This is a genomic window from Synechococcus sp. BIOS-E4-1, assembly GCF_014279995.1.
Classification (GTDB): Bacteria; Cyanobacteriota; Cyanobacteriia; order PCC-6307; family Cyanobiaceae; genus Synechococcus_C.
In genome coordinates this window covers 1,685,413-1,707,506 of sequence record NZ_CP047935.1, presented here as the reverse complement: position 1 = coordinate 1,707,506, position 22,094 = coordinate 1,685,413, and the positions used below count along the sequence as shown (strand labels likewise).

The window sequence follows — 22,094 nt, the reverse complement described above, 5'->3', positions numbered from 1 at the left end:
GCTCAGGCTCAGAGCATCGTGTCGAGTTTCACGGCCATGTTGCTGCCCGTTCCTCGATGAACGGCTCCTTCCTTGACCAGGAGGGTCACCACCTCGCCCTCCAAAAGATCACGCGTGGCATTGGCGACGCCTGCTATCACAGGGATGCCGAGACGCTGGGCAATCACCGCTGCATGGGAGCTCTCAGCGGGTGTTTCCGTGATCACCGCTGCAGCGTCTCTGATTGCGTCGAGATAGTCAGCATCGGTGTCGTTTGCCACGAGAACCTCACCTGGTTCGAGCTTGGCGCAGTCACTTGCGCATGTTGCGATGCGCACCTTTCCGCTGATTGAACCGCTGCCGAAGCCTGTTCCACGGCCAAGCACAGCGCTCACGATGCCCACCTTGATCAGATCAGTGGAGCCGCTGACGCCAGCAAGGGTGCCAGCTGTCTGAACACAAAGGTCACCGTCCTTGAGTACGCCCAGTTCCTGCGCTACTCCCATAGCGAGAGTGAAGGTTGCTGTGGTGCTCTGCTGGGTTTCGATCAGCAGTGGGGTCACACCCCAGACAAGCTGTAGTTTTCTGGCAACTGAAACCTCTGATGTGACGGCGAGGATCGGGGTGGACGGTCGAAATTTACTGACGTTGTGTGCGGTGGAACCGCTTTTCGTGAGCGGCAGAATTGCAGCAGCATTGAGCTGACGGGCAATGCTGCTGACCGCGCCACTGATGGCATTGGGAATGGTGCTGGGAAGATGCGTGTCGATCGGGCGTTGCGGGTAGTCCCGTTCAATGCGCCGGGCGATCGTGGCCATCGTCTCCACGGCTTCGACGGGAAAATCTCCCACTGCAGTCTCATTGGAGAGCATCACTGCATCGGTGCCATCAAGAATGGCGTTTGCCACATCGCTGACCTCAGCTCGTGTTGGACGGGGACTTGAGGCCATCGAATCCAGCATCTGGGTAGCTGTGATGATCGGTATTCCGAGGCTGTTGGCCTTGTGGATCAGATCCTTCTGCAGCAGAGGAACCTCTTCAGCAGGCATTTCAACGCCGAGATCACCACGGGCCACCATCACGCCGTCACACAGAGGGAGGATGGCGTCGATCTGATCAATCGCTTCAAATTTTTCGATCTTGGCGACCACCGGGGTCGAGAAGCCGTGCTTCCTGATCAGCTCGCGAATTTCCTGCATGTCCGAGGGATTACGGACGAAACTCAACGCGACCCAGTCCACTCCCTGCTGCAGGCCGAATGCCAGATCCTGTCGGTCCTTGGTGGTGAGTGCTCTCACCGACAGCTGAACATCAGGGAAATTGACTCCCTTGTTGTTGGACAGCACGCCGCCAACGCTCACAACACAGTGAAGGGTCTGGTCAACCTCATCCACGCGGTCCACTTTCATCTCGACCCTGCCGTCGTCGAGAAGGATGCGACTCCCTGCTGTGACCTCCTCCGCAAGCCTGTCGTAGGTGACCGTGGCAACGGTCTGATTGCAACGAACCTGTTTAGAGGTGAGTGCGAAGTGATCGCCCTTTCCCAGAGTGATCGGCCCTTCCTCGAAGCGACCCAGTCGAATCTTCGGTCCCTGAAGATCCTGCAGGATTCCGATGTGAACACCGAGCTCATGGGCCACCTGGCGGATGGTGGCGATCCGGGTGGCGTGCTCGGAGTGGTCTCCGTGCGAGAAGTTGAGTCGAAATGTTGTCGCGCCTGCTTGAACCAGTTCCCGAATGCGTTCGGGACTCTCGGTGGCTGGGCCGATCGTGGCAACGATCTTGGTTCTTCGGGTCAGATCGAGCTCGGCCATCCTTGCCGTCGGAAACCAGCGGAATCTACCGTCATGCCCTCAACCCTCCGCTGACCTTCCTTGCTCTTCAACGACTACCAACTTGAATCACGCAACACGGCTCGCTATCCCGATGCCGGCAACAATCTGATCTATCCAACCTTGGGTCTGACAGGCGAAGCAGGTGAGGTCGCCGACAAAGTCAAGAAACTGATCCGTGATCGTGGAGGCGTTGTGGATGAGCGTTTCACCGAGGACGTGGCTCTGGAGCTGGGAGATGTGCTCTGGTACGTGGCGCAACTGGCCACAGAACTCGGTCTCAGCCTTGAGCAAGTGGCATCAGCCAATCTCAGCAAACTCAAAAGCCGGTCCCAGCGAGGCACCCTCCAGGGGGAAGGTGATCACCGTTGAACATCCATTGATCTGTGGTCAGCCGTACATGCCGAAACCGCCGGCGAAGGCGAAACTTGCAGACATCAGCAACTGCTGCATCAGGCTCAGGGCAATGAAGGCCAGAATCGCCGAAAGATCCAGGCCACCCAAAGGCGGGATCAAACCACGAAAGGCATTCAAATAGGGATCGGTTATCGAACTCACAGTGCTGAGCACTGGATTACCCCAGTCGAGATTGGGGAACCAGCTCAGTAGTACTCGCACGATCAAGACCAACGAATAAATCTGGAGTGTCTGGGCGAGCACCTGTAGGACTGTTGACACAAGCTCGATGGCCATGGAAAACGCGGAATTAATAGAACTCTATGCAGCCTGGGGTGGTTCGGAGCCACCTCCCAGGTCAGGAAGGACCGAAAACGTTCTGTGAAACTTCTCGGAGAGTGTGATCCAGTATGAGCGCCCCTCGCTCTGACGCTTGCGTTCGATGAAGTTCTGGTTCACCAGTTCCTTGATGTGGTCGTAGGCACCCGACCCTCTGAGATCAACCAGATCAGACTGGAGAATCCTTTTTTTCAGCGCCACTGTGGCCAGAGTCCGAAGCGTGGCTGTTGAGAGATTCACAGGCAGCAGATCGCGCACAAGTTCACCCAGACCAGGACGCAACTGCAGGCTGTAACGACCGTTGCTCTGGTTGATCTCCAGAGAGGTGTCGCGCTGGGCGTAGCCAGCGATCAGGATCAGCATTCCTTGCTCGGTCTCCGATTCGGACAGACCGACGAGGGAGGCCAGCTCCTGCAAAGACACAGGCCGACCTTTGAGGTACAAGATCGCCTCGAGACGAGCGGGGAGTGACACCAGGGACCCAACGTCCTGAGGGCTTTGACTGCCTGGTTGGTCGCTTCCCTGGTTCAAGTCAGCATCCTTTGATCCGACAAGCCAAGGTAACGCTCATCCCAGTGAGCGCCATCAGGGACCCAGAAAAATCCGGTAAGCGGGGTTTGAGGTCTCTTCCCAGCTCGGATAGCCCAGGTCTCTCAGGACGGCCTGCCATGACTCGAGATCGTCTGGACTGACAAGCACACCAACAACGATCCGACCCACATCGGCACCGTGGTTTCGATAGTGAAAGATGCTGATGCTCCAGTTTGAGTGAAGCGCATTCACAAACCGCATCAGCGCGCCGGGTCGTTCGGGAAACTCAAATCGGTACAACAGCTCCTCACTTGGCTCGTCTGATTTCTGGGGCAAACGCCCCCCCACCATGTGACGCAGATGGACCTTGGCCAGTTCGTCGTCACTGAGATCCAGGCATTCGTACCCATTGCTGCTCAGTGAGGCCAGTAGATCTCGTCGGTCCTGGACATCCCTGACCTGCACACCCATGAAGATGTGGGCCTGATCACCGGCGCCCATCCGATAACTGAATTCGGTGAGGCTGCGCTTTTGCAGGAGCTCGGAGAGTTTGCGCAAGCTGCCGGGCTGTTCCGGTATCTCCACGGCGAGCATGGCCTCGCGCTCCTCACCGAGCTCCGCCCGTTCCGCAACAAAGCGCAGACGGTTGAAATTCATATTGGCGCCGCAAGCAATTGCCACTAGCTGCTTGTTTTGAAGTTGCCGTCTTGAGACATCGGCCTTCAGGCCCGCAACAGCCAGAGCCCCAGCCGGTTCCAGAATGGATCGGGTGTCTTCAAAAACATCTTTTATTGATGCGCAGATCTCATCGGTGCTCACTGTGACGATGGAATCCACGTACTTCTGAGCCAGTCGAAAGGTGTGTTCACCCACCTCTCGAACAGCAACTCCATCTGCGAACAACCCCACCTGTGGAAGCCGAATTCTTTCTCCGGCCTCCAGAGAAAGAGTCATTGCTGCGGCGTCATGCGGTTCGACGCCAATCACTTCAACATCAGGCCAGAGGCTCTTGACGTAAGCAGCCACCCCTCCGATCAGCCCGCCACCACCAATGGCCACATAAATCGCGTCTGGAGGTTGTTGGCTTTGGCGCAGGATCTCCATCCCAACGGTTCCCTGACCAGCAATCACCTCGGGATCGTCAAAAGGATGAATGAAACAGAGACCATCCAGTTCGCTGCGTCTTCGTGCCTCCGCGTAGGCCTCGTCGTAGGTCTCTCCGTGAAGGATCACCTCGCCGCCGAGTTGGCGAACCGCCTCCACCTTCACGCTGGGAGTGGTGATCGGCATCACGATCACGGCTCTGCACTGCAGATGGGCCGCGCTCAGTGCAACACCCTGGGCATGGTTGCCTGCGCTTGAGGCGATCACACCGCGTGAGCGTTCGTCGTCGGACAGTTGAGCCATGCGGTTGTAGGCACCGCGCAGCTTGAAGGAAAAGACGGGTTGCAGATCCTCACGTTTGAGCCAAACATGATTGTTCAGACGACGGCTGAGATTGGTCGCTGACTCGAGCGGGCTTTCACGGGCAACGTCGTAAACCCTCGCGCGCAAGATCCTCTGCAGGTAATCATCCATCGGATCAGTCTGACAACCTGAGGCTTTCACGGGCGGCAGGCACGCCTCGTAGATTGACTCAATCTGCCGGGAGGCTCATGCACCTGAGCGATCTATCGCATCCCAATCAGCTGCATGGTCTATCCGTGGCCGAGCTTGAAGATGTTGCGGCCCAAATCCGTCAGCGGCACCTGGAAGTTGTGTCCAATAGCGGTGGTCACCTCGGTCCCGGTCTTGGGGTTGTTGAACTCACTCTCGCCCTGTATCAAACCCTGGATCTGGACCGTGATCGCGTGGTCTGGGACGTTGGCCACCAGGCCTATCCCCACAAACTGATCACAGGTCGCTACGCCGATTTCGATTCGCTCAGACAAAAGGGTGGCGTGGCGGGATATCTCAAACGCTCAGAGAGCACATTCGACCATTTCGGCGCAGGTCACGCCAGCACCTCCATCTCAGCTGCACTGGGAATGGCCATGGCCCGGGACAGGCTTGGCCAGGATCACAAATGCGTTGCAGTGATCGGGGACGGAGCACTCACCGGTGGAATGGCCCTTGAGGCCATCAATCATGCCGGTCATATGCCCAACACCCCATTGTTGGTGGTGCTCAACGACAATGACATGTCCATTTCCCCGCCGGTCGGTGCGCTCTCAAGTCATCTGAATCGGATGAGGCTCAGCCCTCCAATGCAGTTTCTGTCGGGGAGCGTTGAAGAAAGCATGCGTCATCTCCCGTTCATGGGCGGTGATCTCCCGGCTGAACTCAACCGACTCAAGGGCAGCATGCGTCGTCTGGCGGTGCCCAAGCTCGGTGCCGTCTTCGAAGAACTTGGCTTCACCTATATGGGGCCAGTCGATGGTCACGACATCGCAGAGATGATGAGAACGTTCCAGGAAGCTCACCGTGTTGGTGGTCCAGTTCTGGTGCATGTGCTCACCACCAAAGGCAAGGGCTACCCCTACGCGGAGGCCGATCAGGTGGGTTATCACGCTCAGTCGGCTTTTGACCTGAACACCGGCAAGGCCCGACCGAGCAAAACTCCAAAACCTCCCAGCTACAGCAAGGTTTTCGGACAGACCCTGGTCAAAATCTGCGAGCAGAACCCCCGAGTTGTCGGAATTACAGCGGCAATGGCCACCGGCACGGGTCTGGACTTGCTGCAGAAAGCTTTGCCGGATCAATACATTGACGTCGGCATCGCTGAGCAACATGCGGTGACCCTGTCAGCTGGAATGGCTTCCGATGGTCTTCGCCCTGTTGTGGCCATTTACAGCACCTTCCTGCAAAGGGCCTACGACCAGTTGATCCACGATGTGGGGATTCAGAAACTGCCGGTCACATTCGTGCTGGACCGTGCAGGCGTCGTCGGTGCCGATGGCCCAACCCACCAGGGCCAGTACGACATCAGCTACATGCGCTCCATCCCCAACTTCACGGTGATGGCTCCAAGGGATGAGGCTGAACTCCAACGCATGCTGGTCAGCTCACTCAAGCACGACGGACCCTGTGCAATCCGGATTCCGAGGGGCCCTGGCGAAGGCGTTCCTCTCATGGAGGAGGGTTGGGAACCGCTTCCGATCGGTTGTGGCGAAGTCCTGCGCACCGGTGATGATCTGGTGATCGTGGCCTATGGCGCCATGAATGCCAAAGCGATGGCGACAGCTGAACTCCTTGCCGCTCAGGGGATCCAGGCCACGGTCGTCAATGCTCGATTCCTCAGACCTCTCGATACAGAATTGCTGCACCCACTGGCCAAGCGCATCGGTCGACTGGTCACCATGGAGGAAGGGTCACTGGAAGGCGGCTTTGGTTCCGCTGTGATTGAGTCCCTTCAGGAATCAGAACTCCATCTGCCTGTGATGAGGCTGGGAATTCCAGATGTTCTGGTGGACCATGCCACGCCACAGCAGAGTTTCGAAACGCTTGGCCTGCTGCCTGATCAGATGGCCGAGAGAATCCGAGAACGCTTCAACTTCATCAGCACTCAGATTCAGAACAGTTCAGAAACTGGCGTTGAAATCCCATCAGTGCGCAGCTGACCACAAAAAAGGGTGGCCATGCCACCCCGAGATTCCGATTGTTCAGTTCAGGGTTAATTCAAAGAACCCCTCTTGTCGCCAGTCCGAGAATGGCGCCCATTCCAATCACATGCCCAAGGCTTGTCGTGGCCAGCAGAGAAGCGTGGCTCATGCCACCGAAGAATGATGGGTTGGGCAATTGGGCTCCTTCATTCGGAAATTTGATCGCAGCTTTGCCGATCACAATGGCGATGACGTTGCAGACAATCATCACAAGCCCCACCTTTGGAGACCAGGTAAGCGTGGCGGGAGCAATGGCCAGAAGTGGAGCGAGCATGAAGAACAGAGGCAACGACTTATCTTCCAGCCTTTAGGCATTCACGCACAACACTTGTAAAAGTTGTTCATCGGAGTGCTTTTTGATACCCGATCAGTCCTGCGACGATCACGGCATTGCTGAGCGTCAGGAAAGCCTCGGCGCCGCCATGCAGGGGATCAACCGCCACCAGCTCAGCTCCAAATTTCAGCTCAGCGATCAAAGCTGCTCCAATCGTGATTCCGACAAACAACAGTGTGAGTTGAAAGCCACGACGGCTCAATGTGGGAAGCAACCGACGTTGACCCAGGTAATAAAGAAAAATCAGATAGGGAAAGAGGGAGAGCGCGAACAACGGTGATGGATCGAAGTCAGGCATCAGATCTGATCCTCCACGTTTGTCGGCGCTTCGATTGACCATGCGGCCCAGGCCAGCATGATGTTGCCGATCAGGGTGAATGATGCCTGTAGCGTGACCAGCCAGCGCAACTCTTCAGCGTTGTCGTAGAGATGCCATGTGCAAGCCGCCATTGCACTGACCAGAGCTGGAAGCATCGCCCAGGCGATTCGCTGCGACGTGGCGTCCTGTCCATCAGGTTTGTATTGATGAATCAGCACGATGGCCATCAGCCATTCAGCCACGGAGGCCCAATGAATCCACCATGTCCCCAGCGATAGCGCGTGCATGTCAGTTCAATGGCGTAGTTCACCGTAACGGTTGAAGACTTGGATAATGGTCCGATCAATTGATGATTGCTGGTGAAGGCGCTTCGCAGTGGGCGGAAGTTGAGCGTCCTGCTCTGTGGTTATTACGGCGAGCACAATCTCGGTGACGATGCGCTGCTTCAAGTGCTGGTGTCGCAGATTCCTTGCGATTGGGACCTTGTGGTGACAGCTAGGGACCCAGACGCCGTACAAGATCTGGTTGCCGGGGTGTCGACCGTGAATCGTCGCTCACTATCGGACACCATTCAGGCCCTGAACCATGTTGATGCTCTGGTCCTTGGCGGCGGTAGTTTGCTTCAGGACGGAACCAGTTTTAAAAGCCTTCTTTACTATCTCGTTCTTCTCTGGAGTGCCCGCTTCAAGCGCATTCCAATCCTGCTCTGGGGCCAGGGACTTGGCCCTCTGCATCATCGATTCAGCCAAGTCCTGGTGAAGCACACTCTCTCTGGTGTCAGGGCTGTGTCCTGGCGTGACCCTGGCTCCATGGGGCTTGCGCAGCGCTGGGGACTCAACGTTCCGATGGTGATGGGACCCGATCCCGTCTGGCGTCATCCCTCGCCAGTTTGGAAGGGTGGCGACAGGCTGATCCTCTGCTGGAGACCCACTCTTCTGTTGGATAGCAGGGGCTGGAGTGTTCTTCTTGAGGCGGTTGATCGTTTGAGTTCCAGTGGTTGTTCTGAGGTGATCTGGCTGGCCTTCCACGCAGACCAGGATGCATCGCTGTGGAATGAACTTCGCAGTCGTGATCTGATTCCTGATGGATTGTGTCGCCGTTCCGTTCAGATGCAGGCAGACAGCCTTGAACAGGTTCAGACGATGTTCAGTGAAGCTTCACTGGTCATCGCAATGCGTCTGCATGCCTTGATTCTTGCTGCAATGGCAGGTTGCCCGACCGCGGCGCTGAGTTATGACCCGAAAGTGAAGGCAGCGGCGCAACTCGCAGCCTTGCCCTGGGTGGATCTGAATAATCCGCTCAATGCCGATCAGTTGAACCACCAATGGCAGTCAGCCGTGACAGCTCAACGTGATGGCTCGCAAATTCAGCAATTGAAGCGTGATGCACAGCTTCACCAGATCATGCTTGTTGAGGAACTCGAAAAATTATCGGCTTAAACGAAGACCTGTTTCAGCGTTGAAGAGGATTTCGTCTTCAGCTCGCCAGCTCAATCTGATTTGTTCTGGAATGGGTTGCTCTGGAGGTGTCATCACTCGAATCAATCCATGTTGCGTTTCCAGGAACAGCAACTGGGAATTCCCCAGCCATTCTCTCGATTGGAGTTTTGCAGATAATCCTGAATCAGAAAAATGAATGGATTCAGGTCTCACAGCACAAACACGATCTGAATCGTCTTTCAGACAATTGATTTGTGGTCGGCCGATGAATCGAGCAACAAAAAGACTGCGAGGGATGTGATAGAGATTGTATGGGGTGTCAATCTGCTCAATAGTCCCTTCATGAATGACAGCGATCCGTTGTGCCATCGCCATGGCTTCATGTTGGTCATGAGTGACATAGATGGTCGGTTTCCGTTGCTCCAGCACAAGCCTTCGAAGTTCAGGACGTATATCCTCTCTTAATTGTGCATCCAGATTACTCATCGGTTCATCGAGAAGATAAACGTCAGGTTCTCTGAGCAGTGCCCGGGCTAAAGCAACTCTTTGACGTTGACCACCCGAAAGCTCAGCAGGGCGGTTTCCGGCTCGGTTCCACAGTTGAACAAGCTCGAGAATTTGTCTGATTTTTGTTGTTCTCTCTCGCTTTGATATGCCACGGATTCGCAAACCGAGTTCGAGGTTTTCAAATACAGTCAGGTGAGGTAGTAGTGCATAGCTTTGAAACACCATTCCAACATTTCTTTCAGCAGGTGACAGGCTTGTGATCTCACGTCCACTGATGTGAATAGATCCGGCGCTAACAGGATCAAGTCCTGCAATCAAGCGTAGTGTTGTGCTTTTGCCGCAACCACTGGGACCAACGAGAGCGAGACATTCATTGTCTGCGACATTCATGGTCAGGTTTTTAACAATCCACTGGTTGTTGATGCTTCGTCCGACCTGTCGGAGTTCAAGTGTCATCCCTTAACAGCTCCTGTGGTTAAGCCTGAAACAATGGGTTTCTGGAAAACCATGACCAACAGGATGAGGGGAATTGATCCAATAACTGTAGCTGCTGCGTAAGGACCGTAAGGAACTGAATGAATCGATGATCCAGCAATTCTTGCCATCGCAACAGGAAGTGTCAACTTTTCAGAGTCGCTGATCCATGTGAGTGCAATTGGGTATTCATTCCATGAGAACAGAAAAACAAGAATCGCTGTGCTGGCAATCGCTGGAGAAATGAGTGGAAGTAAGATCCACCGAAATCGTTGTAAAACGCTTAATCCTTCGACCCTGCCAGCATCTTCGAGTTCCGGAGGAAGATCGGAAAATGCATTTGTGAGCAGGAGAACGGCCAGAGGTTGCGATAGTGCTGCATAGGGAATAGCAAGTGCCAGCAGACTGTTTCCAAGTTGAAGATATCGGGCGATTTCCAGCAATGCCAGAAAGAGCAAAACATAGGGGAATAGCGCGCAACCAATCAACAGACATTTGATGATCAGTGCACTTCGTTGTCCAAGCTTGCTTAGGCTATAACCTGCAGGGATTGCCAATAACAGCGTGAGGACTGTGGAGATCCCTCCTGCGAACAAGCTATTGAGAAGATAGCGAATGAAAGGCGGATTACTTTGCAGAACACTTTGATAATGAGCGAGTGTCCAACGCTGATCCATTGATGCAAATGGTGTGACTAGTGCTTGATCAGTGCAGAAGGAGGTGTAAAGCTGCCAAGCCAATGGACCGAGTGACCAGATCAACAAAGCAATAATCACGAAACGTGCTGCTTTCATTTGGCGAAGGCTCCTGCAGATCTGCTCCTCACTGCTGTGATCACGAGCCATGCAATGACAATCAGTGAACTGAGAATCACGAAGCTGCCAATCATGATGGTGGCGCTGTACCCAAAATCGAGAAACCGCAAAGCATTCCAATAGGCATAGAGAGCAATGCTCTCCGTACTGCTCGCCGGACCACCCCCAGTCATCACCTGCACGAGATCAAAGACTCCGAAGGCTTGCGCAAGACGGAACATCAGTGCAAGACCCAGGTAAGGAAGCAGAAGAGGGATTGTGATGCGCCGCAGGCAAATCCAGGGACCTGCTCCTTCCAGTTTTGCTGCTTCGTAGAGATCTGAAGGAATGGTCTGCAGGCCAGCAAGCAGAATCAGCGCCACGAATGGAGTTGTTTTCCAGATATCGGCGTAGACGGTGGTGATCCATGCAATGGATGGTTCCCCCAGAGCATTGAGGGATCGTCCCAATCCTGATTGCATCAGTCGGTCAATGGGTCCGTAGGGAGTGTTGAAGATCCATCTCCAGCCAAGAGCCATCACTGTTGTGGGCAGGGCCCATGGAATCAATGAGGATGATCTGATCAGTGCTCGCTTTCGTAACGGCTGATTGAGGATCAAGGCAATGATCAAGCCGAGCACGACTTCAGCCGTCACTGAGACAAAGGAAAAGCGAAGGGTCTGCAGCAGGTCCTGCCAGTAACGGGCGTCCTGAATGAACCGCTGCCAGTTGGCTCCCTGATTCGGGAGGGCCACCAGACCTGTCATCACCGAATCTGCATGGAAGCTGAGCCAGACATAGCGAAATAGCGGTAACGCAAACACCGCAAGCAGAAAGATCAGAGACGGAATCAGCAGGATCAGCAATGGCATTAGGGAGCTGCTCCTGCTGCTTCAAGCACCTGACTTGTGGATCGCTCTGCTTGTTGCATTCCTGCTGGAGGCTCTGTCATTCCCGTGAGCGTGCCACTTAGTTTTCTCTGCAAAACATCGCTGATCTGTGCATAGAGGGGAGTTTCTGGTCTGGAGCGGGCATACGACAATGCTTCACCGATGGATTGCAATGAAGGATTGTTTTTCAGCAGGTTCTGATCATTGAAGACGGCTCTTTGTGTTGGTGTATATCCGTATTTGGTATATAAATAATATTGGGATTCTTCACTGGTGAGAAATTTAAAAGCTTCAACGGTTGATTCAGGATTTGCTGATCCCTTCAAAAGGCTTAATCCCCAGCTTCCCAATGTTGCTGCAGGTTGATGACCTGTTTGTGCCACCATGGTGGTAATTCCTACTTTATTTCTCACCAGACTGTCGTTCTTTTGTAATTCAGCCCAGGCATAAGGCCAGTTGCGCATGAATGCTGCCTGGCCAGATTTGAAGCTCTGCAAAGCCTCAGTTTCCATATAGTTGGTGACGGCTCGTGGACTGATCCCTTGTTGAATCAGCTCATCGAGCCATTGTGCAGCAGCAACTCCTGGTGGTTTATCCAAGCCAATCCTTCCGGTTTCGGGTGAAAACCATTCACCACCGAAGCCATCAATGATTTCAAGAAAAACACAGCTGAGTCCCTCGTATTGTTTGCCCTGCCACACATAGCCATAGGGGATTCTGCCGCTTGACTGAAGTGACTTACTGATGTTTTCCAGGTCCTGGGGAGTCTGAGGAGGCTGATCCATCAGGTCAGTGCGCCAATAAAGAAGGCCGATGTCAGCAGTCAGCGGCCAACGCAGCAGTGATCCCTGGTAATGGTTCCCTTCACTGGCACCTGTGGCAAGAGCGTTCACCTCCTCATTGGTGAAATAGCTGTCAAGGGATTCAAGCCAGCCCGCCTTTGCATATTTCGGTACCCAGGTCACGTCCATCAGCAGTCCGTCAAAAGGCGTATCCCCCAATAAAAGACTGCTGATTGCCAGGTCTGAGATTGCCTCGGTTTCTAGAGGTCCCCTGATCACATTCAGATGAATTCGGCCCTGGTGTTGTTGATTAAAGCTTTTGACCAGCTCAGCAGTTGAATCAGCAAATGGAGCCGGCATCAGGATGGAGACGTGGTCTGGTTGCCTTGCGGCAACAGAAATCCCCAAAAGACCACTGGCAATTACGATGACGGAAATCATCAACAGTTTGAACGATCGCTGCCTAATCCAGAGCACTGTTTTACTCCTTGATCTCGAGTGCACCCATTTGTTCATCAGCCCAGTCCGAAACTGTGTATGTTTCAACAGCAGAACTCATTTTCTCCATCCTCTCTATTTGTTCTGATGTGGGCATATCAATAGCTGAATCAATCGCAGTATCCATTTGCTTGTGCGAATAGGGATTGGTCAAAACTGCGCCATCAAGAATCACAGAAGCTCCTGTGAATTCAGAAAGCACGAGAACTCCAGCCTGCCCTTTCCTGGCAGCGGCATATTCCTTGGCTACGAGATTGAGTCCGTCACGCAGTGGGGTGATCCAACAGATATCTGCTTGTGAAAACCACGCCACCATTTCTTCGTAAGGAATTCTGCGTGTTGAAAATCGAATTGGAACCCAGTCAATTTTGCTGAAGCGTCCGTTGATACGACCAGCTGTTTCTTCAATCAGTCGCTGCGTATCTTCATAGATGCGCATGCCTGAAGCGGCGGCGACGCAAGCCAGCATCAGAACAACTTTCCCGTGAAGATCAGGCCGACGTTCAAGAAGTCGCTCGAAGGCTAACAATAACTCCTCATTTCCTTTTGTGTAATCGACTCTGCTTGCAGAAAGGATGAGCTTTCTTCCTTTTTTTGTGTCTTCGTCAATTCGCTCTGATAAATGCTGAACATGTGAATCTTTTGTCAGTGCTTGAATGACGTCGGGAGATGTTCCGACCGGAGATGACAAAAGACGGACTTTTCGTCCTCGATAGTTCAGCCAGGGTGTTTCAGATGGTTCCGTCAGTGCGGAGCCGCAACCAAGAAATCGAAGCGGAACGCTTTTTTTTTCTCCTTTTTCCACACCTAAAAGACAATTTGCGGCCCTTGCGAAATTCTCTGTGTAGCGTGGAATGTGAAAGCCAACCACGTCACAACTGAGTAGGCTTTCCAGGATTTGCTTCCGCCATGGAAGAATTGAGAAAACATCACTACTGGGAAATGGCGTGTGATGAAAAAAAGCAATTTTTAGGTCTTGACGTTTGCTACGAATGTACCCCGGAACAAGCCATAGGTTGTAATCGTGGACCCAAACTGTGGCACCGGGAGCTGCTTCTGAGCAGGCTGCGTTGGCAAACCGTTGATTAACCTCTTCGAAAATACTCCAATCTGTATTGTTGACATTAAAGAAGTTTGGGAATGTGTGTAGAATTGGCCAGAAAGATTCTTTTGAAGTGACGTGGTAAAAGCTTGAGATCTGTGCCTGTTCTAAAGGTATTCGTCTCAACGTGAATGAAGCTGGTTCATCCATCGCGATTCTTTCGTCTTCAGCATTGCTCAGGTCATCCACCTGACGCCATGCAATCCAGGTTCCGTTGTCTCGGTCCCTAAAGAGGTTTCTCAGAGTAGGAATAATTCCATTCGGACTTTTCTGGTCGCGCCAGATTCTTTTCCCTGCTTCGTCTTTTGCTTCATCGAATGGCGTCCGATGATAAAGAATAATGAAATTACTGCTGCCTATGCTCAAATTCATTTGGATCAACTCCCAGATGATTTTGGTTTAACTCCAATATTCGGCTCATCAGAGTTTCTGTTAAGCAATGGAATGACTCTGTTCAGACACCAAAGTATTTAGCACGTCCTGTGCATGGCCAACTGGTCTAACACCAGTCCAGCGAGCACGTAAAACACCTTTGGGATCGATCAAAAACGTATGTCGAAGTGAGTAAGGAGCCATCCACGAGCCGTATTGGCGACTCACCTTGCCTTCGGGGTCGGATAATAAGGTGAAGTCAAGTCCTTCGCTGCTGCAGAATGATTCGTGATCATCAACGCTGTCAGCTGAAACAGCTGCGATGTCGCACTGATGCTCGTTGAATTCTTTCAGGGATTCCTGGAATCCGTGAGCTTCAATTGTGCAACCGGATGTGAAATCTCTTGGATAAAAATAAAGAACCAACCAGCGGCCGGACCAGTTTTCCAGACTCCAATCTTTTGAGGGACCTCCACCCAGGGTGCCTGGTAGATCAAAATCGGGTGCTTGGTCACCTATTTCAGGAAGTTTGCCGCCAAGTGCTCTGGCCTTAAACGGTTTGCATAGCAGAGCCGCTGCCCCAGTTACTGTGATGCCGAGAAAGTCTCGACGCTTCAGTCCAAACTGAGGCATGTCGGTAATGATTCAGACTTTGGCCAGGTCGATGCCAAGAGACTTGGCGTAAGCACCAAGGCCTTTCTTCTGGATGGTCTTGAGAGCACGGGTCGTGATCCGAAGGTTCACCCAGCGGTTTCCCTCAGCCCACCAGAGACGGCGCTGCTGAAGATTGGCCTGTTGCAGCTTTTTCGTTCTGATATGGGAGTGGCTCACTGCCATTCCGTTGTTGGCACGCGTACCAGTGAGCTGACACACCCGGGACATGATGACGATCCTTTGATTCAGAGGCCAATGGCCAAGAAGACAACTTAGCAAACAGACCTGGTCAGGTCCCTTTACTCACAAGCTCTGACATCAGCTTGGCGCTGCGTGACTGGAAGCCTGCCAGTTCATTGGGTTCCAGTCCACCCACGCCTAGACGTGCCATGTCGTAGAGATGCAAAGCGAGCTCCGAAGCCAGTCGTTTGCTCGGAGAGGACTGTTCGGTTCCGACAAGAACACCACCCGCAGACAGTCTCAGCAGTCCTTCGACAAGTGGATGCCGACGGTTGATCAGCAGCACGTGATGGTCAGGCAAGCCTGGCAGGCGTTGTTCCATCAGAGCTCCCATGTCATTCATGCGTCGCATCTGCTCCGGAAGCAGGATCATTGCTGGTGGAGCGTCTTCACCTCCTTTCAACGCCTGCACCTGAATTGTGACTTTGTCATTGTTGAGTGCTTCTTTGATCAGGCTTCGAATTGATTCACTCTGCGTTTCACCATCCTGGTCACTGATTTCAGGTTTCTCATCGCGAAGACTCTCGTCCAGCTCCGCATCCACTCTTTGGAATTTGAACTGATCATTCGTTGCCTCCAGCCAGGGCAGAAACTGACTATCGATGACCGTTTCGGCGAAAATCACCTCAGCACCCTGGCTTTTCCAAAGCGACAAGGCACCCGCCTGGGCGACTTCATCAGTGCAATACAGAATTCTTTTGGATTGCGTGTCTGAAAGTCTGCCCTGATAGGACGTCAGTGTTGTGTAATTTTTTTCTGCTGCCTTGATGGGATCTGCCTCTCCTTCCGATGCTTCTGCAGTGGTTGTGAACAAGATCAACTCGGATACTTGCTCAGCGAACTTATCGTCTTCCATCGCACCAATTTTTACAAATGGTGCCAGAGAGTCCCAGGCTTCAGCGTATTGTTCAGGTTGATCTTTTTTCAGATTTTTTAAACGGTCAGCTACTTTCTTGGCAACAAAATTGCCAATCGATCTGACTTTTCGATCAGTTTGAAGTGCGCTTCTGCTGACATTCAAAGGAATGTCAGGGGAGTCAATGACTCCTCTCAAAGGCAGGAGATAACGCGGAACAATTTCTTTGATTGAATCGCTGACATAAACCTGATTGCAGTACAAGCGAATATCACCTTTTTCCCAGTCTGCTCGTCCTACGGATTGAGGGAAGAACAGGATCCCCTGCAGTGTATAGGGATAGTCAGTATTTAAGTGAACCCAGAGCAGTGGGTCTCCCTGGAAAGGATAGAGATAGTGGTAAAGGTCGATATAATCCTGGTCGGACATCTCTCTGGGATTTCTTCTCCAGGCTGGATTCCTTTTGTTGACACTTTCGCCCTCGAGTTGGACATCGATGGGCATGAAGTCGCAGTACTGAGTGATCAGTGTGCGTAACCTTGCAGGCTCCAGATACTCAAGTTCATCCTCCATTAAGTGGAGGATGACGTCTGTACCAGGCTCAGTTCTTTCGTGACTCTCCAGTTTGAAAGCGGGAGATCCGTCGCAGATCCAGCGAACTGCTTCACTGTCTGGGCGCGCTGAGCGGGTGATCAACTCCACCTCTTTGGCAACCATGAAGCTGGAGTAAAATCCAAGACCGAAATGGCCAATAATGGCGTCTGATTCCTGTTTGTATTTCTCCAGGAAATCCTCCGCACTGGAAAATGCCACCTGGTTGATGTACTTTTTCACTTCATCGGCAGTCATCCCGATTCCGTTGTCGCTGATTCTGACTGTCTTTGCTTCTCGATCAACAGTGATATTGATCAGACCCTCATCTCCTTCAGAACAGTCGCCTGCCATCGCTGCCATGCGGCGTTTGCTGATGGCATCAGTCCCATTGCTGACCAGTTCTCTTAGAAATACTTCGTGGCCTGAATAAACGGCCTTCTTGATGATTGGAAAAATGTTTTCGGTATGGATCTGAATCTGACCCTGTTCAAGCACCGACATCAGCACGCATGAGCTTGCTGAAAATTAGTCATGATGGGTGCTGCTGATCAAGCGGTTGCTTGGTGAGTTTCCCGAACGTCAGCGGTGCGTGGGGCGTTGGAGCTCAGATCGTTCCTCTGGCAGGATCGCGCCTTCAATCGGGCAGATCTGGAGGCAGACGCTGCAGTTAATGCAGGTCTCGAAATCAATCCAGTAATACTCAGTTCCTTTTGTGTTTTTACCGTTTCCAGGCGTAATGCATGCCACTGGGCAGGCGTCAACGCAATCGGCCGCCCCTTCGCAGACATCGGTCACGATCGTGTGCGCCATGCATCCATACAGCGCCGATCGATCTTAGTGATCGATCCATTCGAGGCAGTCACAGCCCGATTGATTCAAACGATCGAGCGCTTCAGCATGACTGCCACAGGCACGATGATCAATCACACTGATCCTCCCCTGTTGGTGGAGTGCCATCTGGCGTTGCAATGCTGATTCCAGAGTTTCAGTGGGCCCGTAACAGATCAGTGCAGCGCTCTGATCATGGGTGGTGGTGATGGCGTCTCCCGGAAGATCCCTGATGTCATCGACGCAGTAGCTGAATCCCAGGCCTGTTGCCTCAGCGCCTTCACCACCAAGTTTCCTGACCAGTGAGTCGTATCGTCCGCCGCGGGCTATCACCACAGGAGCAGAGGTTCCCTGGCAGACCAGTTGCAGCACGATGCCGTCATAAAGCTCGTAGTGAGGCTGGAATGTGGGGTCAAGTTGCAGTTGCAGTCCCGACTGCTCAGCAAGGGGATGCAGATGGGTGATCAGCCTCTGCAGCTGCCTGAGCACCTCTTGATTCGGATACTGCGCATACAGTGAGTTGAGAATGTCCTGGGGGGTGCCGCGACGATCGAGCCACAAGGCCAGGTTCTCTTGGGCACGATTCTCCAACCCCAGCTCCTGCAGGCCCAGGCGGTCGTACTGACTCAGACAGGCACGGATCCTGTTTCTCTGTCTTGCTTCGAATGGTTCCAGCAACAAGTCCATCAGATTGGTGTGCCCGATCAACAGCCTCGGTTGATGGGACTTGTCCAGGTTCAGGCTTTTCAGCGATGCCAACAAAAGACTGAACAATTCAAGCTCCGACTCAACACCCAGGCCTCCGAACAGCTCAACACCGCAGTGCAGGTTCTCCTCAATGCACTGACCGCCTTCATCGGCTGTTCTTGACTCGAAGACTGTTCCGCAGCTCCACAGTCTCAGCGGTCGCTGACGCTCCATGAGCCTTGTGCAAGCTGCTCGGGCGATGGAGGCTGTCAGTTCCGGTCTCAACCCCAGGGGTTCATCCGAGACAAGTCGCACAATGTCGCGGCTGTCGATGGCTCCTCCCGCTTTGAGCGTGTCCATCCGTTCAATCCTGGGGGGCGTGACTTCCTCGTATCCCCAAAGGCGAAACACTTCAGCCAGGGTTTCCCTGAGTTCCTGATTGCGTTGAACCTGCTGAGGATTGAGATCTCTCACGCCTGAGGCGGGTTGCAGGGCCATCGCGCCTGTCGCTGCTTCGATCAGGATCCCATGGCCTGGGTTTCAGTCTGAGTAGAGCTGTTCTGCGAAAGGTTCGACCCCCTCGAGTTCTCTCTGAAGTGCGCTGTACAGCCCAGGTCCAGTGGCCAGAATTCGACCGGATGACACGTCGTAACTCTGGGCTCGGTAATCACTGACCTCACCACCTGCGATCACCACCAAAGCTGCGCCAGCTGTGAGATCCCAGGGAGATAAACCTCGCTCCCAGTAACCGTCGAGTCGTCCTGCAGCCACATAGGCCAAATCAACTGCTGCGGCACCACCGCGGCGTACACCCCTTGTTTTGTGGGTCAACCGGCAGAACTCCGCGTAGTTGTTGTCCACGCGTTCCCTGCGGTCATAGGCGAATCCCGTCACTAGCAGGCTGTCTTCCAGTGACGAGCAGCCACTCACCTCGATGCGATGGTCATGGAGGAACGCTCCTGTGCCTGGACAACACCAGAACACCTCCTCCAAAAACGGCACAGCCACTGCTCCAAGGATCGGAAGACCTCTCCAGAGCAGTCCGATCGACGTGGCGAAGAACGGGTACCCGTGGGCAAAATTCGTTGTGCCATCGAGAGGGTCAACACACCAGCACAGATCGGAGACATCACCCAGCGCCCCGGATTCCTCCGCGAGAACAGGAATTTCAGGGGTGGCCTCGGTGAGGCTGGCAAGCACGGCCTTCTCGGCCGCCAGATCGGCATTGGTGACCAGATCTCCTGCTCTGGCTTTCTGCTCAATGGACACAAGGCGACCGTAGTGCTGCATCAACACCGAACCGCCCAGTTCGGCTGCAATTCTTGCGACCTGGCTGAGTTGCTCAAGCCTTGAGGTTGTCAGGCGGGCATCAGCGGCGGCGGCATTGCAATCCAGATGCCCTGTTGTCATTCCTTCCAGGTTTCGAGTTCCTCGAGAGGAATATCACGAGTGATCTTGCCTCGCCCGAAGTGTCTTCCGAACTGCAGGTCATAGACCTCGTCCTCATCCTGGGTTTCAGCCACGAGCGGACCAACGGCTCTCGCCACACAGAGAAGCCCATAGCCCTTGGCCCTCAGCTCCCTGGACAGTCCCATGGCTTCCTGCTGATCCAGTTCGCCCTGCTGGATACGAACGGCGCAACTGGTGCAGCACCCGTTCCGACAGGAAAAAGGCAGCGGATCTCCCTGCTTCTCAAAGCTCTGCAGGATGTACTCACCCTCAGGCACCTCATGGGAGATGACCCGTCCCTTCTGCCTCCAGTGGATGGTGACCCGATGCGTCCGCACCTCAGCACTCTGACTCTCTGCTGTCACCGCCCCCGCCTGGAGTACGCCGTCATCCTGCAGAGGTGCGGTCTCCTCACAAAGCGGCCCGTCGAGAGATCGGAGCATTCCAAACGCACCTCTGAATTCTCTTTAGCCAAATCTACCGACCGGGACCAGATCAACTTCAACAAGCAGCCTCTTCGTTGGCTATCCAGGTCGTCAGGCTCTGCACCAATCAGGGGTTGATCGGTCCAGCAGAAACCGCCCTGCTACATTTTGACGTGCCAGACGAGCCCCTGGAGAGGTGGCCGAGTGGTCGAAGGCGCAGCACTGGAAATGCTGTATAGGGGCAACTCTATCGAGGGTTCGAATCCCTCCCTCTCCGTTTTCAGCCGGTCCTAAGGGACCGGTTTTTTATTGCAATGTTCGCAGTGATCGGTCTCCAGTGATCAATCTCCAATACTCGATGACTCCAATCGATCCAACAAACGCTTGTTCAGCCGAATCGACCTGAAACGTAATCCTGTGTGGCTTGTTGAGATGGTGAATTGAAGATCATTTCTGTTTCGTTGAACTCCACGAGATAGCCGACTTTTCCAGATCCTCCTTCGACCGCTTCAGCATTAAAGAAAGCGGTCATATCACTCACTCTCAAGGCCTGCTGCATGTTGTGCGTGACAATCACGATCGTGAAACTCTTCTTCAATTCATGCATCGTTTCCTCGATTTTCAATGTCGAGATTGGATCTAGAGCTGAGCAGGGCTCATCCATCAGGATCACTTCCGGTTGAATCGCGATCGTGCGTGCAATGCAGAGGCGTTGTTGTTGACCACCAGACAGGGAGTACCCACTCTCATTGAGTTTGTCTTTGCACTCATCCCAAACGGCAGCTTGGCGTAGTGAACGTTCAACCAATTCATCCATATCTCCTGTGTAGCCGTTGATTCGAGCACCGAAAGCAATATTTTCATAAATACTTTTTGGGAACGGATTCGGTTGCTGGAACACCATGCCTATTCGGCGCCTCACTTCCACCGGATCGACTGACGGACCATAAAGATCAGCTCCGTCGAAAAGCACTCGTCCTTTCAGGCTGCAGCCCTCAATCAGATCATTCATCCGATTCAGTGCTCTCAGAACCGTTGATTTTCCGCAACCTGATGGGCCGATGAATGCGGTGACTTTGCCTCGAGGAATATCGCAGTAAACGCTCTTGACGGCCTCGTAGCTGCCGTAGCTGATTGTGGTGTTCTGAATGGAGAGGCAGATGTCTTTTTTGAAGGCGCTGCTTGACTGGCTGGTGGAAGTCATTTGGTTAAAGATTGGTGCTTCAATTGGAGGCAAAACGTCTTAGCCATCGAGCAAACAGATTGATCAGCAGGATAAATAGAACAAGCACGAACGATGCTGCCCATGCGAGTTCGTTCTGAGATTCATAGGGCAGTGTCGCAAAGTTGTAGATCAGTACTGAAAGTGTTGCAATTGGGTGAAAAACTGTATCGAATCCTTCAGGCCAGAAGGGTGAAAACAGAGCTGTGAAAATCAATGGCGCTGTCTCTCCTGCTGCTCTCGCAATCGATAACACCACACCTGTGGCGATGGGGGTGAAGGCAGAAGGAAGGGTGATTCGCAGAATCGTGACGAACTTGGATGCGCCCACACCCAATGCGGCGCGTCGGAGGTCGTCGGGAACCAACTTGAGGCCTTCGTCAGTGGTCTTGATGACCGTCGGTAACATCAAAATCGATAATGCAACGCCACCTGCAATTGCACTGTAGGAGTTGCCAAAAATAATCTTTGTTTTGACGATCACGGCATAAACAAAGACACCAGCAATAATGGATGGGACGCCCGCCATCACGTTGGTCCCGAAGCGAATAAAATTCGCAAAGACTCCACCTACTGAATACTCAGCAAGAAAAATCCCACCTCCTACCCCGACTGGAATGGCGATTAGAGCCGATAGAAAGGTGACGATGATTGTGCCGATCACCGCATTGCCAATGCCGCCACCTTCAAGTCCTGTGGATGCTGCAGTGAACAGAGTCAGGTTGAGTACACCTCCACCTTTGATCAGCACATAAGCCAGTACGGCGACTAACGGTAGAACAGCAACTGCTGAAAATAATCCGACCAAAAATGTGAGAATTTTATTGAGTAAATTGCGCCTCAAGCCCTGCTTATACGACAGGTCAGGAATGTCTCGTCTCAGGCTTGCTGTTGGTGAAATTGCCATGGT

The 22,094-nt window shown here is 53.2% G+C and carries 24 protein-coding genes and 1 tRNA gene; 4 read left to right on the top strand and 21 right to left on the bottom strand.

The features are described from left to right. Nucleotides 1–8 precede the first annotated feature (8 nt). Nucleotides 9–1,793 (bottom strand): pyruvate kinase, encoded by a 1,785-nt coding sequence (pyk, locus tag SynBIOSE41_RS09130; protein WP_066907614.1) that lies wholly within the window; start codon nucleotides 1,791–1,793, stop codon nucleotides 9–11. A 60-nt stretch (nucleotides 1,794–1,853) separates the two neighbouring features. Here pyk and SynBIOSE41_RS09125 point away from each other — a divergent pair, with 60 nt between their 5' ends. Further along, on the top strand, nucleotides 1,854–2,183 hold the full coding sequence (locus SynBIOSE41_RS09125) for a nucleoside triphosphate pyrophosphohydrolase family protein (RefSeq protein WP_186537577.1): 330 nt from the start codon (nucleotides 1,854–1,856) through the stop codon (nucleotides 2,181–2,183). Between the two features lie 18 nt (nucleotides 2,184–2,201). Here SynBIOSE41_RS09125 and SynBIOSE41_RS09120 read toward each other — a convergent pair whose 3' ends face one another. The 3 genes from SynBIOSE41_RS09120 to ilvA all read right to left on the bottom strand — a co-directional run bounded on the left by SynBIOSE41_RS09120 (nucleotide 2,202) and on the right by ilvA (nucleotide 4,655). Continuing rightward, a complete protein-coding gene (locus SynBIOSE41_RS09120; protein WP_170953574.1) occupies nucleotides 2,202–2,504 on the bottom strand; it encodes a YggT family protein in 303 nt (100 codons plus the stop codon). Between the two features lie 24 nt (nucleotides 2,505–2,528). Then, on the bottom strand, nucleotides 2,529–3,020 hold the full coding sequence (gene scpB, locus SynBIOSE41_RS09115; protein WP_255475691.1) for an SMC-Scp complex subunit ScpB: 492 nt from the start codon (nucleotides 3,018–3,020) through the stop codon (nucleotides 2,529–2,531). Nucleotides 3,021–3,131: 111 nt separating this feature from the next. Beyond that, entirely contained in the window at nucleotides 3,132–4,655 is a 1,524-nt protein-coding gene (gene ilvA, locus SynBIOSE41_RS09110; protein WP_186537576.1) for a threonine ammonia-lyase, biosynthetic, read from the bottom strand. Between the two features lie 77 nt (nucleotides 4,656–4,732). Between ilvA and dxs the strand changes: the two genes are divergently transcribed. Next, complete coding sequence (dxs, locus tag SynBIOSE41_RS09105; protein ID WP_186537575.1) at nucleotides 4,733–6,676, top strand: 1-deoxy-D-xylulose-5-phosphate synthase; 1,944 nt, start codon at nucleotides 4,733–4,735, stop codon at nucleotides 6,674–6,676. A 58-nt stretch (nucleotides 6,677–6,734) separates the two neighbouring features. Here dxs and psaK read toward each other — a convergent pair whose 3' ends face one another. The 3 genes from psaK to SynBIOSE41_RS09090 form a co-directional block, all read right to left on the bottom strand. Then, complete coding sequence (gene psaK / locus SynBIOSE41_RS09100) at nucleotides 6,735–6,992, bottom strand: photosystem I reaction center subunit PsaK (RefSeq protein ID WP_186537574.1); 258 nt, start codon at nucleotides 6,990–6,992, stop codon at nucleotides 6,735–6,737. A 67-nt stretch (nucleotides 6,993–7,059) separates the two neighbouring features. Beyond that, the gene (locus SynBIOSE41_RS09095) at nucleotides 7,060–7,350 is read right to left on the bottom strand and encodes a DUF3593 domain-containing protein (protein ID WP_186537573.1); all 291 of its coding nucleotides are present in this window, start codon (nucleotides 7,348–7,350) and stop codon (nucleotides 7,060–7,062) included. Then, nucleotides 7,350–7,658, bottom strand: a complete 309-nt coding sequence (locus SynBIOSE41_RS09090; RefSeq protein WP_186537572.1) for a DUF2499 domain-containing protein — start codon at nucleotides 7,656–7,658, stop codon at nucleotides 7,350–7,352. The genes SynBIOSE41_RS09095 and SynBIOSE41_RS09090 overlap by 1 nt, the downstream gene beginning before the upstream one ends. 72 nt (nucleotides 7,659–7,730) lie before the next feature. Here SynBIOSE41_RS09090 and csaB point away from each other — a divergent pair, with 72 nt between their 5' ends. Then, nucleotides 7,731–8,810, top strand: coding sequence for a polysaccharide pyruvyl transferase CsaB (gene csaB / locus SynBIOSE41_RS09085; RefSeq protein WP_255475689.1), 1,080 nt, complete (start codon nucleotides 7,731–7,733; stop codon nucleotides 8,808–8,810). Here csaB and SynBIOSE41_RS09080 read toward each other — a convergent pair. The 12 genes from SynBIOSE41_RS09080 to SynBIOSE41_RS09025 all read right to left on the bottom strand — a co-directional run bounded on the left by SynBIOSE41_RS09080 (nucleotide 8,799) and on the right by SynBIOSE41_RS09025 (nucleotide 19,875). After that, nucleotides 8,799–9,773, bottom strand: a complete 975-nt coding sequence (locus SynBIOSE41_RS09080) for an ABC transporter ATP-binding protein (protein ID WP_186537570.1) — start codon at nucleotides 9,771–9,773, stop codon at nucleotides 8,799–8,801. The genes csaB and SynBIOSE41_RS09080 overlap by 12 nt on opposite strands. Then, nucleotides 9,770–10,585: a carbohydrate ABC transporter permease gene (locus SynBIOSE41_RS09075; protein WP_066907793.1), complete on the bottom strand. Its 816-nt coding sequence runs from the start codon at nucleotides 10,583–10,585 to the stop codon at nucleotides 9,770–9,772. The genes SynBIOSE41_RS09080 and SynBIOSE41_RS09075 overlap by 4 nt, the downstream gene beginning before the upstream one ends. After that, nucleotides 10,582–11,457 (bottom strand): carbohydrate ABC transporter permease, encoded by an 876-nt coding sequence (locus SynBIOSE41_RS09070; RefSeq protein ID WP_186537569.1) that lies wholly within the window; start codon nucleotides 11,455–11,457, stop codon nucleotides 10,582–10,584. The genes SynBIOSE41_RS09075 and SynBIOSE41_RS09070 overlap by 4 nt, the downstream gene beginning before the upstream one ends. After that, a complete protein-coding gene (locus tag SynBIOSE41_RS09065) occupies nucleotides 11,457–12,617 on the bottom strand; it encodes an ABC transporter substrate-binding protein (protein WP_370594232.1) in 1,161 nt (386 codons plus the stop codon). Before SynBIOSE41_RS09065 ends, SynBIOSE41_RS09070 begins: the two co-directional genes overlap by 1 nt. Before the next feature lie 121 nt (nucleotides 12,618–12,738). Then, entirely contained in the window at nucleotides 12,739–14,229 is a 1,491-nt protein-coding gene (ggpS, locus tag SynBIOSE41_RS09060; protein WP_186537567.1) for a glucosylglycerol-phosphate synthase, read from the bottom strand. 60 nt (nucleotides 14,230–14,289) lie between these two features. Then, a complete protein-coding gene (locus tag SynBIOSE41_RS09055; RefSeq protein WP_370594231.1) occupies nucleotides 14,290–14,847 on the bottom strand; it encodes a peroxiredoxin in 558 nt (185 codons plus the stop codon). A gap of 27 nt (nucleotides 14,848–14,874) precedes the next feature. Further along, on the bottom strand, nucleotides 14,875–15,111 hold the full coding sequence (gene rpmB / locus SynBIOSE41_RS09050; protein WP_066907589.1) for a 50S ribosomal protein L28: 237 nt from the start codon (nucleotides 15,109–15,111) through the stop codon (nucleotides 14,875–14,877). 61 nt (nucleotides 15,112–15,172) lie between these two features. Continuing rightward, complete coding sequence (htpG, locus tag SynBIOSE41_RS09045) at nucleotides 15,173–17,074, bottom strand: molecular chaperone HtpG (protein WP_186537565.1); 1,902 nt, start codon at nucleotides 17,072–17,074, stop codon at nucleotides 15,173–15,175. 78 nt (nucleotides 17,075–17,152) lie between these two features. Continuing rightward, entirely contained in the window at nucleotides 17,153–17,383 is a 231-nt protein-coding gene (locus tag SynBIOSE41_RS09040) for a ferredoxin family protein (RefSeq protein ID WP_186537564.1), read from the bottom strand. Between the two features lie 24 nt (nucleotides 17,384–17,407). Further along, nucleotides 17,408–18,586 (bottom strand): ATP phosphoribosyltransferase regulatory subunit, encoded by a 1,179-nt coding sequence (locus SynBIOSE41_RS09035; protein ID WP_186537563.1) that lies wholly within the window; start codon nucleotides 18,584–18,586, stop codon nucleotides 17,408–17,410. A gap of 42 nt (nucleotides 18,587–18,628) precedes the next feature. After that, complete coding sequence (locus tag SynBIOSE41_RS09030; protein ID WP_186537562.1) at nucleotides 18,629–19,498, bottom strand: inositol monophosphatase family protein; 870 nt, start codon at nucleotides 19,496–19,498, stop codon at nucleotides 18,629–18,631. Beyond that, a complete protein-coding gene (locus tag SynBIOSE41_RS09025) occupies nucleotides 19,495–19,875 on the bottom strand; it encodes a 2Fe-2S iron-sulfur cluster-binding protein (protein WP_186541028.1) in 381 nt (126 codons plus the stop codon). The genes SynBIOSE41_RS09030 and SynBIOSE41_RS09025 overlap by 4 nt, the downstream gene beginning before the upstream one ends. Before the next feature lie 277 nt (nucleotides 19,876–20,152). Here SynBIOSE41_RS09025 and SynBIOSE41_RS09020 point away from each other — a divergent pair. Continuing rightward, nucleotides 20,153–20,239, top strand: a tRNA-Ser gene (locus tag SynBIOSE41_RS09020). 111 nt (nucleotides 20,240–20,350) lie between these two features. On the opposite strand, the gene pstB is transcribed toward SynBIOSE41_RS09020, so the two are convergent. Next, nucleotides 20,351–21,166, bottom strand: coding sequence for a phosphate ABC transporter ATP-binding protein PstB (gene pstB / locus SynBIOSE41_RS09015; RefSeq protein WP_186537561.1), 816 nt, complete (start codon nucleotides 21,164–21,166; stop codon nucleotides 20,351–20,353). Between the two features lie 19 nt (nucleotides 21,167–21,185). Next, entirely contained in the window at nucleotides 21,186–22,091 is a 906-nt protein-coding gene (gene pstA, locus SynBIOSE41_RS09010) for a phosphate ABC transporter permease PstA (RefSeq protein ID WP_186537560.1), read from the bottom strand. Nucleotides 22,092–22,094 lie beyond the last annotated feature (3 nt).

Excerpts from the sequence above, each read along its gene's own strand:
- SynBIOSE41_RS09030 (WP_186537562.1), bottom strand. The coding sequence starts at position 19,498 with ATGACAACAGGGCATCTGGATTGCAATGCCGCCGCCGCTGATGCCCGC.
- SynBIOSE41_RS09070 (WP_186537569.1), bottom strand. The coding sequence starts at position 11,457 with ATGCCATTGCTGATCCTGCTGATTCCGTCTCTGATCTTTCTGCTTGCG.
- SynBIOSE41_RS09095 (WP_186537573.1), bottom strand. The coding sequence starts at position 7,350 with ATGCCTGACTTCGATCCATCACCGTTGTTCGCGCTCTCCCTCTTTCCC.
- dxs (WP_186537575.1), top strand. The coding sequence starts at position 4,733 with ATGCACCTGAGCGATCTATCGCATCCCAATCAGCTGCATGGTCTATCC.
- SynBIOSE41_RS09035 (WP_186537563.1), bottom strand. The coding sequence starts at position 18,586 with ATGGCCCTGCAACCCGCCTCAGGCGTGAGAGATCTCAATCCTCAGCAG.
- htpG (WP_186537565.1), bottom strand. The coding sequence starts at position 17,074 with ATGTCGGTGCTTGAACAGGGTCAGATTCAGATCCATACCGAAAACATT.
- ilvA (WP_186537576.1), bottom strand. The coding sequence starts at position 4,655 with ATGGATGATTACCTGCAGAGGATCTTGCGCGCGAGGGTTTACGACGTT.
- rpmB (WP_066907589.1), bottom strand. The coding sequence starts at position 15,111 with ATGTCCCGGGTGTGTCAGCTCACTGGTACGCGTGCCAACAACGGAATG.
- SynBIOSE41_RS09120 (WP_170953574.1), bottom strand. The coding sequence starts at position 2,504 with ATGGCCATCGAGCTTGTGTCAACAGTCCTACAGGTGCTCGCCCAGACA.
- SynBIOSE41_RS09080 (WP_186537570.1), bottom strand. The coding sequence starts at position 9,773 with ATGACACTTGAACTCCGACAGGTCGGACGAAGCATCAACAACCAGTGG.
- ggpS (WP_186537567.1), bottom strand. The coding sequence starts at position 14,229 with ATGAATTTGAGCATAGGCAGCAGTAATTTCATTATTCTTTATCATCGG.
- pyk (WP_066907614.1), bottom strand. The coding sequence starts at position 1,793 with ATGGCCGAGCTCGATCTGACCCGAAGAACCAAGATCGTTGCCACGATC.
- SynBIOSE41_RS09090 (WP_186537572.1), bottom strand. The coding sequence starts at position 7,658 with ATGCACGCGCTATCGCTGGGGACATGGTGGATTCATTGGGCCTCCGTG.
- psaK (WP_186537574.1), bottom strand. The coding sequence starts at position 6,992 with ATGCTCGCTCCACTTCTGGCCATTGCTCCCGCCACGCTTACCTGGTCT.
- SynBIOSE41_RS09040 (WP_186537564.1), bottom strand. The coding sequence starts at position 17,383 with ATGGCGCACACGATCGTGACCGATGTCTGCGAAGGGGCGGCCGATTGC.
- SynBIOSE41_RS09065 (WP_370594232.1), bottom strand. The coding sequence starts at position 12,617 with ATGCCGGCTCCATTTGCTGATTCAACTGCTGAGCTGGTCAAAAGCTTT.
- pstB (WP_186537561.1), bottom strand. The coding sequence starts at position 21,166 with ATGACTTCCACCAGCCAGTCAAGCAGCGCCTTCAAAAAAGACATCTGC.
- pstA (WP_186537560.1), bottom strand. The coding sequence starts at position 22,091 with ATGGCAATTTCACCAACAGCAAGCCTGAGACGAGACATTCCTGACCTG.
- SynBIOSE41_RS09075 (WP_066907793.1), bottom strand. The coding sequence starts at position 10,585 with ATGAAAGCAGCACGTTTCGTGATTATTGCTTTGTTGATCTGGTCACTC.